Genomic DNA, 13,705 nt, shown 5'->3' on the forward strand with positions numbered 1-13,705 from the left:
TTCGAGCCCGTCCGTGTTTGTCACACCTGAAATTGCCTGCCTTTTAAAGACAGATCACAGGTTCTCTCGCGAACCTGCCCGACAGGAGTAACCTGTCAGATCAGGGGTGATCGACCAACTATCAAAGTATCCGAGTTTTCTGGAAGGGTTTCATTTTGAAAACTCCCCGCCGCCATACCGCAACCGTTGCCTGCCTGACTATTCTCGCCTCCCTGTTCTGCAGTTCGCTGACACTCACAGCTCAGAAACCGTCTCTGCCTGATCTCTTCGGACAGAAACAGGCAGCATCCGGGAAGGAAACAAAGAACGCCAAGGCAGAAATCAGTGTCAGCCTGCTCCCTCAGGATGCCAAAGCAGGAGAGACCGTCACACTCTCACTGACCATGCTGATCCCCGAAGGTTCCTACACCTATTCCACCAACCCGACGTTTGGCGGCGCTACCAAGTTCGTCATTGAGGAATCGAAAGGCGTGACCGCCATCGATCAGCACTTCAATGCCGACCATCCTCCTAAAACCGTCTTTGAGCCCCTGTTCGGCAAAGAGATTGAAAAATACACCAAGAGCGTCATCTGGACACGACGCTTTAAGGTCAATAAAGACGTAAAAGAACCCAGCCAGGTTCAGATCAAAGGGCAGATGCTCTACCAGGTCTGTGATGCCAAGAATTGCGTGCCTTCACAATACGCATTCTCCGCAACCCTATCCGGAAAGCAGGAAAGTGCACCGCTATCATTTACCACGACTCCCGAACGGCGAAACGTACCTGATCCGATCGAATTGAAGTTTGCGCTGGAACCAGCGGCTGTGAATCCCAAGCAACTGGTCGACCTGAAAATTACGATGAAGCTGGAACCGGAATTCCATACGTTTGCACTCGATCAGGATAAAACTCAGGCGGGACTGCCGACACATATCGAAATTCTGAAGCTCGAAGGTTTGAAATCCGTCTCCCAGCAGTTCAAAGCGACACCAGATCCCAAAGAGGAAACTCACGGAGAATTCAGCCAGCGTACCCACTACAACGAAGTGGTCTGGACGCGGCAGTTTGAACGAATAGCAGATGCCCGGGAAATTGGTGTAGAAGGAAAACTGACATACCAGATCTGCAATGAGGGCAGTTGTAGACGCCCGATGCCGGTCGAGTTCAAACTGGGAGATCTCACTAATGCACAGCCGGTAGCGATGTCTTCACTGGAAGAACTCAACAGCGGCAGTGCAGCTGACGACGACACCATTATTATCAGCTCTGAAGAATCCAACCGCAGTCTGTCTTCGTATCTGTTTTTCGCCTTCCTGGGAGGCTTGATTCTCAACGTAATGCCCTGTGTTCTGCCGGTCGTGGCAATTAAGGTCATGAGCTTCGTACAGCAGGCGGGAGAAAGTCGACTCCGCATCTTCCTGCTAAATATCTTCTATTCACTGGGTGTCCTGGTCGTCTTTCTGAGCCTGGCCTCACTCGCGGTCTTCGCGGGACTGGGTTGGGGCGGTCTCTTCCAGAGCACAAAATTTAATGTCATCATGGCCTGCATCGTTTATGCAATGGGCTTGAGCATGCTGGGCGTCTTTGAAATCCCGGTACCGGGTATGGTCGGCTCTGCCGCGGGCGGACAACAGAAAGAGGGTCTCACCGGTGCGTTTCTGACCGGGATCCTGGCAACACTGCTGGCGACCCCCTGTAGTGGTCCGTTCCTGGGACCGGTACTCGCCTGGTCTGTCAAACAGACACCTCAAATCACTTACCTGGTCTGGCTGGTCATGGGACTGGGCATGGCTTCACCTTATATCATCTTCAGCATTTTCCCCAACGCGATCAAATTCCTACCCAAACCGGGTATGTGGATGGTCCGCTTCAAAGAGTTCTCGGGGATCGTGCTGATGGGAGCAGTGATCTTTATCATTTCGTTCCTGGACGAATCCCTGACCATTCCCGTACTGATCATGCTGTTGGGGATCACCACCGGCCTGTGGATGATCGGCAGCCTGTACTCACACAGTTCGCCTGCCCGGGTGAAACTGGCGGTGCGGACGGCTGCTTTATTGCTCACAGCGGGGATCTGCTTCTTCGGTTATAACATGAGTCAGAAGTCGACCAACGATCTTCCCTGGGTGCCTTTCAATGCCCAGGAACTGAAAAAACTGCGTTCTGAAAATCGGACTGTCCTCATTGACTTCTCTGCGGACTGGTGCCTGAGCTGTAAGACCAACGAGAAGCTGGCTCTGAATACTCCCGAAACCCTGGAAATGGTCAGTAAGTATAACGTGGTGCCGATGTATGCGGACTACACAGATTACTCACCTGACATCAAAGCATGGCTGGACAAATTTGAGAGTGTCAGCATTCCATTAACTGTGATCTTCCCCGCCAATAACCCCAACAAACCGATTATCATCCGTGACCTGTATACACAGTCCACGCTTTTAAGCGCCCTGAAACAGGCTGTGGATGAATCTCCCGCCTCGAAATCTGTCCCTAAACAGGCAATGATTTCTACTGAGAACGCCGAAGCACATTAAATTCGCGCTCGTTCTGAGTTGATTGCTTGCGGGCTCTGAATCGAATTTCTGTCCGTAGATGCATCAACGCTTTTCGATTCCTGAACTTTTTTGTAAGGTATGATGCATTCCGTGAACGTACCGTTTCCGTACGATTCCATCCCCTGCTTTCCTGCTGACTTGAGCGGAATGGCGACAGCCACCGGTTGGTAATTTCAATTCCCCATGGCTGGCACCATGCTGCCCAGTAAAACACAATGATTCTCTGACACCGAGACCTGCCATGCAAGACACCCCCTCCGCTCCCGAACCAGAACAGAATCAAGATGATATTGTCGTAGCCGCTCCCCGGCGCTCGACCTGGTCTGAAATGAGAACGGCTGAAGACTGGTGGGCGATCTGGATCGGAGGAACGCTGCTGGTAGTCTGCTTTCTGGCGATGTATTTTTCACTACCCGCCGATTTCGCAGAACAGGTTAAAGCTGCGGAAGCTGCTGGCGAGAAGGTGAGTGCACACAGCCCTCTAAAACCATGGCTGGCTAAACCGGGGTCCTGGACAGATAACCCGGTAGATTCATTGTTTCCTCCTGAGAAATCGAGTCTGCTGCTGCCGATCGGTGTCGTCTTCCTGGTCAGCTTGATTGTGTTTTCGATTGGTGTCACAGCCATGGGACAGAAAGCTCCCCCCTTCGCCATTGGTTTCGTAGCGGTCTTTCTGCTGGCCACGCTGGCATATATTCTGACCGGGCAAGCGGTGATCAAAAGTTATAACCTCGAATACGCACTCTGGGCGTTGATGATCGGTCTGGTGATCAGCAATACCATTGGCACCCCGAACTGGATTAAGCCGGCACTTAGAACTGAGTTATACATCAAATCCGGACTGGTCATCATGGGCGCCAGCGTGCTGCTCAACCGTCTGCTCATCCTGGGCCTGCCTGGTATCTATGTGGCCTGGGTCGTCACACCCGTTGTTCTGATCAGCACTTACTTTTTCGGGCAGAAGTTCCTGAAAATGGAATCCCGCTCGCTGAACATGGTGATTTCCGCGGATATGTCCGTGTGTGGTGTCTCGGCTGCGATCGCCACCGCAGCCTCCTGTAAAGCCAAGAAGGAAGAGCTCTCCTTCGCCATCGGGCTTTCATTGACGTTTACGGTCTTCATGATGATTGCCCTTCCCGCGGTGATTAAGGCGCTGGGAATGAGCCCGATTTTAGGTGGTGCCTGGATGGGGGGGACCATCGATGCAACTGGTGCGGTCGCCGCTGCAGGTAACCTGCTGGGACCTGAGGCAGAGCAAGTCGCCGTCACCATCAAGATGATCCAGAATATCCTGATCGGCGTGACCGCATTTGGCGTCGCCGTCTACTGGGTCAGCTGCGTGGAAGGTAAAGAATCCGGTATCAAACCGGATGCCTGGGAAATCTGGTATCGCTTCCCCAAATTTGTTTTAGGGTTCATCGCGGCTTCAGCGATCTTCTCGCTTTTGTATGTATCGCTTCCCGGCGGAGATGTCGTGGTGCCAGCCATGGTGAAAGAATCGTCCAAGGTCTTCCGCGGCTGGTTCTTCTGTCTGGCCTTTATCAGCATCGGACTGGAAACCAACTTCCGCGAGCTGGCGAAATTCCTCAAAGGGGGCAAGCCGCTGATTCTGTATGTCTGTGGTCAGTCTCTGAACCTGATCCTGACTCTCCTCATGGCCTGGTTGATGTTCGAAGTCTTCTACAAGGATGTTGTCACTGAAGTCTTCAAGAAGTAGGCTATCTGGCGCAAAAGAAAACCCCGGTCATTCCGGACCGGGGTGGTTGTTATTTCGCGAGTCATCAGGATGAGTGTTTGAGCAACCAGACCAGCAGCCCTTTGGCAAGGTGCTTGCGATTCTCCGCCTGGTCGAAGACCATGCTCTGCTCGCAGTCAACAACTCCGTCTGTTACTTCCAGCCCCCGTTTTGCGGGCAGGCAGTGCATGAAGCGACACTGTTTTCCGGCTGCGGACATCAGGCCTTCTGTTACCTGAAAATCGGCAAAAATCTTTTTGCGTTTTTCAGTCTCTGCTTCCTGTCCCATACTGGCCCAGACATCCGTGTAGATCACTGTTGCATCGGCAACCGCTTTCATAGGATCAGCTTCCAGTTCCAGCTGCAGGCCGGGATAATTACTCTTAAGGGTCGCAACCAGATCCGAACAGAGTTCAAATCCCTCGGGCGAAGAGACCACAAACGGCACATTCAGCTTGGCACAACAGTTGGCCAGCGAATACGCCACATTATTCCCGTCGCCGACGTAGACCAGTTTCTGCTGCGTCAGATCACCGAGCAGTTCCTGCATGGTAAACAGGTCTGTCAGCGCCTGGCAGGGATGACTGAGATCGGAAAGGGCATTGATCACACAACTTCCCGCGTGCTGTGAGAATTTTTCAATCAGCTCGTGTGAAAAGGTCCGCATGGTAATCACATCTGAAAACCGACCGATCACCCGGGCCACGTCTTCGATGGACTCACGACCATCGAGTCCCGCCTCTTTACAAGTGAAAAAACTCGAACCGCCGCCCAGTTCCCACATGGCTGATTCAAAACTGAGACGGGTCCGCAGCGAGGGTTTTTCAAACAGCTGGGTCATCGTATAACCCTGCAGCAACTGAGGACGTTCACCCTGCTTCCGCTTGTCTTTGATCTCTTGCGCCAGAGCAAAGATTTCAGCGATTTCGGACGATTCCAGATCGTTTAACGTGACTAAATGCCTCATGGAAGTTCTCGTTTAATGACGTTTTAAAAACAGGAATTCCTGTTCGTATCTTAAATTAAGACTCGAACAGGAATGTGTGAATGAATAATGGATGCTTGAGAGGGGCCGCGGCCTTATGCCTCTTCGGCCATTTCACGCAGGACGGTTGCGATCAGTTCGCAGCCTTCCTCGACCTGCTCGGCGGTCACATTCAGAGCCGGCAACAGTCGAACGACGGTATCGTGCGTCGCGTTGATTAACAGGCCGCGTTCCATGCATTTGCCGACTGCGGGAGCAGAGGGGATATTCAGATCGACGCCGATCATCATCCCTTTGACGCGGACTTCGCGAACGATGGGAAGTTCCTGCTGAAGCTGTTCAAAGAACTGCTTGAATTTGTCGGACATCGCATGGCAGTTTTCCAGCAGATTCTGATCTTCGATCATCTGTCCTGTCGCCAGACCGGCAGCCATCGCCAGGGGGTTTCCGCCAAAAGTGCTGGCGTGCATTCCAGGTCGCAGGCTGGGAGCAACCTCTTCTGTCGCAATCAGAGCCCCGGCAGCAACACCGCCGGCAATCCCTTTCGCCATCGTCATGATGTCTGGCTGAACGTCCCACTGCTGATAACCAAACCAGGTGCCGGTCCGTCCCATACTGGTCTGGACTTCATCGAAGATCAAAAGGCAGTTGGCTTCATCAGCGATTTTTCGCAGACCGGCCAGATAGTCCTGATCGGGGACATTCACGCCCCCTTCCCCCTGAACCGGTTCGACCATAATCGCACAGGTTTCATCATCGACGAGGCTGGTGATCGCTTCGAGATCATTAAACGGAGCATAACGGAACCCGGCAACCAGTGGTCCCAGACCGGCATGGTACTTGGGCTGCGCTGTCGCGGTGACTGCAGCAAAAGTCCGCCCGTGGAATCCGTTTTCACAGGTAATGATCTTGGGCCGCTTACCGTCATAATGCAGACGGGCCAGCTTGAGAGCCCCTTCATTCGCTTCCGCACCACTGTTACAGAAGAAGGCTTTTCCAAAGCTGCGGCTACAGAGGAATTCCGCGAACCGTCCCTGAGCTTCGGTATACCAGGTGTTGGGAACATGAATCAGCCGGGAAACCTGATCCTGAATCGCAGAGACAACCGGTTCGGGACAATAGCCCAGAATGTTACAACCCCAGCCGGGAAACAGGTCGAGATAACGGTTACCTTCCGCGTCCCAGACATAGCTCCCCTCGCCGCGTACCAGACTGATCGGGTAGCGACCGTAATTAGGGATCACATACTTGTCGAAGAGGGCAATCGTTTCCTGACTACTGGCATGTCCCGTTACTGACACTGAAACACCTCACTTGTAAGAGAAATCCGTAAATTCACAATATCGGTTTGATGGAAAGGAATTTTGACACTAATTCTTGAACTGAAGTTCGAAAAAAAAGCAAACTTTGACTCACCTGTGATTTCAGCAGTGAATCAGGCTTCCCTCCTGCAGCTGACAGCAGCGCAGAACGAAGCGGAAAATTATAGCAGAAGGCTTAAAATTTAGCAGCAATCCGGGAAAAAAGAATCGGATTACTCATCAAATATTCATCTAGCCTGCCTGAAGGATTTCCGCAACTTCTTTAGCAAAGTAGGTTAACACACCATCAGCCCCTGCCCGCTTGAAACAGAGCAGGCTCTCCAGCATGCATTTTTTGCGGTCCAGCCAGCCGTTTTGAGCAGCGGCGGAAATCATCGCAAATTCCCCACTCACCTGATAAGCATAGGTGGGAACCTCAAATTCCGCTTTGACGCGACGGACGATATCCAGGTAAGGCATTCCCGGCTTGACCATCACCATGTCCGCTCCTTCGCTGACATCCAGGCCCACTTCCCGCATCGCCTCATCGCTGTTCGCAGGGTCCATCTGATAGGTTCGCTTGTCCCCCGTTCCCAGGTTGGTTCCAGAACCGACAGCATCACGGAACGGACCATAAAAAGCAGAGGCATATTTCGCCGCATACGCCATAATCTGCACATGCTGAAAACCAGCTTCGTCGAGGGCTTCTCGAATCGCTCCAATGCGGCCATCCATCATGTCTGAAGGCGCGATGATATCGCAGCCCGCTTCCGCCTGCACTACAGCCTGCTGACAGAGGACATCGATGGTTTCGTCATTGACCACGTATCCATCTTTAACGAGACCATCCTGCCCGTGACTGGTGTAGGGATCCAGGGCGACATCGCAGAGAATCCCCAGATTGAGGTTCTGCTCTTTTAAAGCACGCACCGCCCGGCAGACCAGGTTTTCAGGATTAAAGGCTTCTTCCCCCCCTTCGGTTTTCTTTGACGGATCGGTCGCAGGGAACAGTGCCAGAGCCGGGATCTGTAATTCTGCGGCCGCAGCCGCCTGTTCCACCAGATGATCGATGGTCAAGCGGTGGACTCCGGGCATGGAAGGAATCTCTGTTTTCTGGTTTTCGCCATCCTGAATAAAGACCGGCCAGATCAGATCATTTACTGAAAGCTGATTCTCGGAAACCAGGCGTCGTGACCAGTCGGTTCGACGATTCCGCCGCATACGTACCTGAGGATACATGAAAAACAGGGTCCTTCTTTATTTGAAGTCAGGGAATGCCTATAAATTATAGATCGATTTCCTGATTATGGTCTAAAGAGCCTCGAATATAAAGGTACAGGCTCTTTTTAAATCTGGATGAGAGAACAGATTAGACCATTGCAATACCCCGAAAACTTCAATAGTGTATTAATTATATGTAGGGGATTTAACCCTCCCACCTTGCAGCTGAGATCACAGGTCCGACACCCGACCTGTCGTCCTTCATCAGTGATACCACATTCTATAAAAGAACAGTGAGGATCTTCTATGCGAAGAATTAACATGGTGCTTGTCAGCTCCATTATGCTGTTATTCACAACGTCGCTTGCCTCTGCAGGCGACTGGGCGCATTGGCGCGGTCCGGAGCATAATGGGATCTCCCGTGAAACAAACCTTGTCGACGAGTGGTCCCTCGACGGTAAAAATGTGCTCTGGAAATCTGACATCGGTGGCCGGTCAGCCCCCATCGTATTGAATGGTCGCGTTTATCTGAATTGTCGCACCCACCACGATGTCACCGACCCCAAAGATAAAATCAATGCCCAGGAACAGGTCGTCTGCTGGGACGCCAAGACCGGCAAAGTAATCTGGAAAGATGTGTTCAACGTTTTCCAGACCGATATCCCTTCTCCCCGTGTCGGCTGGGCCAGCATGGTGGGTGATCCGGAAACCGGCAACGTCTATGTGCACTCTGTCAGTGGTCTGTTCCGCTGCTACTCTGCTGATGGCAAGGTCCTCTGGGAAACATCACTGTCTGAAGACTACGGAAAGATTTCCGGTTACGGCGGACGAACCCAGACTCCCATCATTGATGAAAATCTTGTAATCGTCAGCTTCCTGCAACTCAACTGGGGTAAGACTGCCGCTCCTCCACCAAAGCAGACTTACTACGCTTTCGATAAAAAGAGCGGCAAGCTGCTCTGGACGGCCGCTCCCGGCGGTGCTCCCTTCGACACCAACTATTCAGCCCCCATCGTAACTGTCATCGACGGCGTCCGTCAGTTGATTGCCGGTAATGCCGATGGTGGCTGCTACGGTATGAATGCCCGCACCGGAGAAAAGCTGTGGGGCTTCAGCATGTCAAAACGGGGTTTGAACTGTTCTCCCGTTGCTGACGGTAACCTGGTCTACATCACCCATGGTGAAGACAACATCGATAACGTGGAATTCGGTCGGGTGCAGTGCATCGACGCTTCCAAACGGGGCGACATCACCGAAACCGGCAATGTCTGGCGTGTCGACGGTATTAAAGCCGGCTATGCCAGTGTCCTCGTCAAAGACGGAATTCTGTATGTCGTTGCTGACACCGGTCAGATGTATGCATTTGACAGCAAGAACGGCAAACAGCTCTGGACTCACAACCTCGGAACCGTTGGAAAAGGTTCTCCGGTCTGGGCAGATGGCAAACTGTATGTGATGGAAGTCAACGGAAACATCTTTATCCTCAAACCGAGCCGCGAAAAATGTGAAGAACTGTCTCACGTTCAACTGCTGGCTCGCGTCGACAAAGGGATGGATGAAATTTACGCCTCTCCCGCGATTGCTGATGGTCGAATCTATTTCGTTACGCGTGACCGTACGATCTGTATCGGCGACGAATCGCTGAAGCCGAGCAGCGATCCGGTGCCTCCTCTCAAAGAAGAAAAACCGGTTCAGGATAAGATTGCCACCATTCAACTGGTGCCTTATGAAATTGCAGTTCCCCAGGGAGATAAGATCGATTATCAAATCCTGGCCTACGATGCCAACGGCCGCTTCATCAAAGAAGTAGAAGGGAAACTGACTCCCGGTCCCGGCATGGAACAGGCGAAAGTGGATGGCATGTCGGTCACCACTCCGAGTGACCTGAAATCTCCCGCGGCAGGAACCATCTCTGTTCAAGTTGGTGATGCTACTGCCGAAGCCCGTCTGCGTGTCTTCCCGCCTCTGCCCTGGAAGTATGACTTCGAAGGTATGAAAGGGAAACAGGTACCTGGCAGCTGGGTGAATGCGTTCCTCAAACTGCAGCCAAACGAACTGGATGGCACCACGGCAATGAAAGCCAGCCCGGGTAAAGGTCGCCCCAGTGCCAGCGTCTGGCTTGGCCCCTCTGACATGAGCAAGCTGGCACCGAACGGTTACACTGTTCAGGCAGACGTGTTCATGAAGGAACAGAAACGTAAGCTGGCCAGTGTCGGCGTCACCGTAAATCGTTATGACCTGATCCTGAAAGGTAACTCGAGCAAGCTCGCAATCCAGAGTTGGGCTCCGCACCAGCGGATGGCCAAGGAAATCCGTTTCCGTTCTGATCCGGATGTCTGGTACACTATGAAGCTCAAAGTTGAGGTCAAAGATGGACAGGCAACGGTAAAAGGCAAAGTCTGGCCTCGTGAAAAACCGGAACCCGAAGAGTGGACCATCGAAACTGTCGATCCGCATGCGAATGAGAAGGGAAGCCCAGGGCTTTACCTCTACCGTCTCGCCGATGTTTACTTTGATAACGTCATTGTCTCTGAGGATAAATAATGAAAAAGATTCTATTACGATTTGCCCTGTTGAACTCATTTGCATGCTGTGCACTGCTGGCTTCCACAGGTTGTGAATCCCGCGATGCTGAGAAGCCGGAAGCGATGCCGGAAACAACGACAGACCTGGGTGGTTCTGCTCCGATTGAAGAAGCAGGTTCAACCACCGGTGGTGCCGGCGTGAATGTTCCGGAAGAAAAACCGGAGATGAAAAAAGAAGAACCGGCTCTGGATTCCGATGGGAACCCCGTAAAGCCTGAGGCAGAAGCCAAGCCGAAAGCCGAGGAAAAACCCAAAGCCGATCCTAAGCCAGAAAAGAAAGCTGAAGAAACCTCGCAGACCAAGCCTGAAGAAAAAACAGAGCTGGTCAGCAAGGATACAAAATCCGATGCGAAAGTCGCGGGCGACTGGCCGATGTGGGGTGGAGATCCAACCCGAAACATGGTCAATAAAACCACTGGTATCTCTCTGAATTTCAAACCCGGCGAAGGGGATGATAAAGGCGAGAACATTGTCTGGGTCTCCAAACTGGGTTCACAAACTTACGGTAACCCGGTTGTGGCCAACGGACAGGTTTATGTCGGTACCAACAACGGCGGTAAGTATCGTCCACAGCACAAAGACGACCTCGGTGTCGTACTCTGTTTCGATGAGAAAACCGGTGACTTCAAATGGCAGCTCTCGCGAGAAAAACTGCCCCAGGGTCGTGTGAACGACTGGCCGGAACAGGGGATCTGTTCAACTCCCTGTATCGAAGGAGACCGTGTCTGGGTCGTTACCAACCGTTGCGAACTGATGTGCCTGGATGCGAATGGCTTCTACGACAACGAAAATGATGGCCCTTACAAGGATGAAAAGGATACCGACAAAACAGACGCCGACATTATCTGGAATCTGGATATGATCGAAGACCTGGGTGTCTTCCCGCATAACCTGGCAACCAGTTCGCCGGTCGTCCATGGTGACTATGTCTTCCTGCTGACATCGAACGGCGTTGATGAAGCACACCTGGAAGTCCCTGCTCCACGGGCTCCCTGTTTTCTGGCAATCAACAAAAACACCGGTGAGGTCATCTGGGAAGACAACACTCCATTCGACCAGATTCTACACGGTCAATGGTCATCACCCGCCATCGGTGTGGTGAATGGTCAGACCCAGGTTTACTTCCCCGGTGGGGACGGCTGGCTGTACGCCTTCACTCCCGAAGGAGACGGCGATGGTAATGCCAAGCTGATCTGGAAATTCGACCTGAACCCCAAAGACTCCAAATGGGAACTGGGTGGTCGCGGTACCCGTAACGCGATCATCAGCACCCCGGTCTTCAAAGACAACAGTGTTATCCTGGGCGTCGGACAGGACCCGGAGCACGGTGAAGGGGTCGGTCATATCTACCGCATTGATGCCACCAAAAAAGGTGATATCAGCCCACAGATCTCTGACGGTAAAGAAGGCTGGAAAGAAAACCCGAACTCGGGCCAGATCTGGCACTACGGTGGTGAAGACACCGATGGTAAGCTGACCGGCAAGAAAGGTGAGCTGCTTTACCGACGTACAATGTCAACTGTCGGGATCGAAGACGGACTGGTTTATGCACCAGACCTGAGTGGTTTCGTACACTGCCTCGATTTCGCAACCGGTAAACGCTACTGGGAATACGACATGTTTGCCGCCTGCTGGGGATCCCCCATGGTGGTTGATGGGAAAGTATTCATTGGAAACGAAGATGGAATGCTGATCATTCTCAAAGCCGGCAAGGAAAAGAAACTGCTGGAAGAGAAGACCTTCAATTCCTCAATCTACAGTACACCCACGATCGCCAACGGACATATGTTCGTTTCTGACCGTTCCCGGCTGTACAAGATCAAAGTGACTGAATAGTAAACAGTTACGACGATCAATTAAATTCTGAGAGCAGAAGTCTTCCCGCGAAGGCTTCTGCTTTTTTCTTGCGCCTCTAAAATTCGGTTTTGACATAAATTCACTTTTTTGATACACCCCGCTCACCACTCCCACACCGCCCCTGCGACAGGCAGGGGGGACTCATCAAATCTGAGCAATCTCACCAGCTGGAAACGACGTCTGTCTAACTGGCGAAACGGGTATCAAATCATTCATGTCACCTGCCATTATTGTCGTCCCCTGTTATAACGAAGAGAAACGGTTAGAGATCCTCCAGTTCCGTAAGCACGTCGCGCGGCACCCGGAGCACTCTTTTCTGTTCGTTAACGATGGTAGTTCCGATCGCACCGCGCTGATCCTGGATGACTTGCATGCTGCTGATCCCGACCACTTTGAAGTTTTACACCTCTCCCACAATCAGGGAAAGGCTGAGGCGGTCCGCCAGGGAATGCAGCAGGCATTGCAATCCGGTGTGGAATACGCAGGTTTCTGGGACGCAGACCTGGCTACCCCCCTGGAATCGATTCCGGATTTTGTCGCGCAGCTGGAACAGATGCCTGAACGATCCATGGTTCTGGGTGCCCGTGTCAAACTGCTGGGACGTCAGATCGAAAGAAAACAGCTGAGGCATTACCTGGGCCGCATCTTTGCGACATCAGCGTCTACAGTATTACGGCTCCCCATCTATGATACCCAGTGTGGCGCAAAACTGTTTCGCGTTACACGGGAAAATCAGAGTCTGTTTGCCACACGGTTTCTCACCAACTGGATCTTCGATGTGGAGCTGCTGGCACGGTCGCGGCAACTGGAACAGTTCTTTGGATGTCCCAAACTGGAAGACACAGTCTATGAACTGCCCCTGACCAGCTGGCGAGACGTGGCAGGCTCTAAAGTGAAGCCTCACGATTTTTTCAAAGCGTTTTTTGAACTCTGCACCATTTACTGGCGTTATCTGCGTCCATCTCTGAAATCGCCCTTCACTCAGCTGCCGGCTCAGGTTGAAACGCAGTCGAAGCGCAAAGCAGCATAGGCCGCACAAGTCAGAGATCAGTCACTGTGAGTATTAAACCACTTTTTACAGTAACTGCACTTCACATCCCCATGAGGTGAAACGTCCGACTCTTCCCCAATCGGCGCATTGCAGTGCGGGCAGGCATAGCTGCTGCGTTTCTTGGTAGGGGATGGTTTCCGGGTTGCCCTGACACCCGTCAGACGGCTGCCCCTGGCGGTAAGTGACCTGTAAGCCGTAAAGCCACCGACCATCACAAAGGGAATCGCTATCAACGAACCAATAATGCGAAAAAACAGAGGCGGTGAATGGAATCCCCCGAAGGGCTGAGACCACAGAAAAGAAATCAGAGTCAGACCAATTCCGCCAAAGACACAGCCAATCACGACCCCGACCAGACGGGCTCCCGGTGAAATATTCTGCTGGCGCTCTTCCTGCTCGCTCATGATTCTCCCTGACTTGTTGCCTCAACTGG

General features: G+C 52.4%; 9 protein-coding genes. 5 read left to right on the forward strand and 4 right to left on the reverse strand.

Annotated elements, in window-relative coordinates; genetic code table 11:
* Positions 1-155 precede the first annotated feature (155 nt).
* Together HG66A1_RS22300 and HG66A1_RS22305 are read left to right on the forward strand one after the other, a co-directional pair.
* Positions 156-2,516 (forward strand): protein-disulfide reductase DsbD family protein, encoded by a 2,361-nt coding sequence (locus HG66A1_RS22300; protein ID WP_145189227.1) that lies wholly within the window; start codon positions 156-158, stop codon positions 2,514-2,516.
* 262 nt (positions 2,517-2,778) lie between these two features.
* Positions 2,779-4,254, forward strand: a complete 1,476-nt coding sequence (locus HG66A1_RS22305) for a YeiH family protein (protein ID WP_145189230.1) — start codon at positions 2,779-2,781, stop codon at positions 4,252-4,254.
* Positions 4,255-4,318: 64 nt separating this feature from the next.
* Here HG66A1_RS22305 and argF read toward each other — a convergent pair whose 3' ends face one another.
* The 3 genes from argF to hemB all read right to left on the reverse strand — a co-directional run bounded on the left by argF (position 4,319) and on the right by hemB (position 7,797).
* Entirely contained in the window at positions 4,319-5,239 is a 921-nt protein-coding gene (gene argF / locus HG66A1_RS22310) for an ornithine carbamoyltransferase (protein WP_145189233.1), read from the reverse strand.
* 113 nt (positions 5,240-5,352) lie between these two features.
* The gene (locus HG66A1_RS22315; protein WP_145189235.1) at positions 5,353-6,558 is read right to left on the reverse strand and encodes an aspartate aminotransferase family protein; all 1,206 of its coding nucleotides are present in this window, start codon (positions 6,556-6,558) and stop codon (positions 5,353-5,355) included.
* Between the two features lie 252 nt (positions 6,559-6,810).
* Positions 6,811-7,797 (reverse strand): porphobilinogen synthase, encoded by a 987-nt coding sequence (gene hemB / locus HG66A1_RS22320; protein ID WP_145189238.1) that lies wholly within the window; start codon positions 7,795-7,797, stop codon positions 6,811-6,813.
* Between the two features lie 288 nt (positions 7,798-8,085).
* Here hemB and HG66A1_RS22325 point away from each other — a divergent pair, with 288 nt between their 5' ends.
* The 3 genes from HG66A1_RS22325 to HG66A1_RS22335 all read left to right on the forward strand — a co-directional run bounded on the left by HG66A1_RS22325 (position 8,086) and on the right by HG66A1_RS22335 (position 13,251).
* Entirely contained in the window at positions 8,086-10,323 is a 2,238-nt protein-coding gene (locus HG66A1_RS22325) for a PQQ-binding-like beta-propeller repeat protein (RefSeq protein WP_232106644.1), read from the forward strand.
* Positions 10,323-12,200, forward strand: coding sequence for a PQQ-binding-like beta-propeller repeat protein (locus HG66A1_RS22330; RefSeq protein ID WP_145189241.1), 1,878 nt, complete (start codon positions 10,323-10,325; stop codon positions 12,198-12,200). Before HG66A1_RS22325 ends, HG66A1_RS22330 begins: the two co-directional genes overlap by 1 nt.
* Positions 12,201-12,435: 235 nt before the next feature.
* Positions 12,436-13,251: a glycosyltransferase gene (locus HG66A1_RS22335; RefSeq protein ID WP_145189244.1), complete on the forward strand. Its 816-nt coding sequence runs from the start codon at positions 12,436-12,438 to the stop codon at positions 13,249-13,251.
* A gap of 17 nt (positions 13,252-13,268) precedes the next feature.
* Here HG66A1_RS22335 and HG66A1_RS22340 read toward each other — a convergent pair whose 3' ends face one another.
* The gene (locus tag HG66A1_RS22340) at positions 13,269-13,676 is read right to left on the reverse strand and encodes an ABC transporter permease (protein WP_145189248.1); all 408 of its coding nucleotides are present in this window, start codon (positions 13,674-13,676) and stop codon (positions 13,269-13,271) included.
* Positions 13,677-13,705 lie beyond the last annotated feature (29 nt).

Source organism: Gimesia chilikensis (assembly GCF_007744075.1).
GTDB classification, from domain to species: domain Bacteria; phylum Planctomycetota; class Planctomycetia; order Planctomycetales; family Planctomycetaceae; genus Gimesia; species Gimesia chilikensis_A.

Bases quoted from the DNA above. Each gene is read 5' to 3' on its own strand.
- HG66A1_RS22305 (WP_145189230.1), top strand. From the start codon at position 2,779: ATGCAAGACACCCCCTCCGCTCCCGAACCAGAACAGAATCAAGATGAT.
- argF (WP_145189233.1), bottom strand. From the start codon at position 5,239: ATGAGGCATTTAGTCACGTTAAACGATCTGGAATCGTCCGAAATCGCT.
- hemB (WP_145189238.1), bottom strand. From the start codon at position 7,797: ATGTATCCTCAGGTACGTATGCGGCGGAATCGTCGAACCGACTGGTCA.
- HG66A1_RS22325 (WP_232106644.1), top strand. From the start codon at position 8,086: ATGCGAAGAATTAACATGGTGCTTGTCAGCTCCATTATGCTGTTATTC.
- HG66A1_RS22330 (WP_145189241.1), top strand. From the start codon at position 10,323: ATGAAAAAGATTCTATTACGATTTGCCCTGTTGAACTCATTTGCATGC.
- HG66A1_RS22335 (WP_145189244.1), top strand. From the start codon at position 12,436: ATGTCACCTGCCATTATTGTCGTCCCCTGTTATAACGAAGAGAAACGG.
- HG66A1_RS22340 (WP_145189248.1), bottom strand. From the start codon at position 13,676: ATGAGCGAGCAGGAAGAGCGCCAGCAGAATATTTCACCGGGAGCCCGT.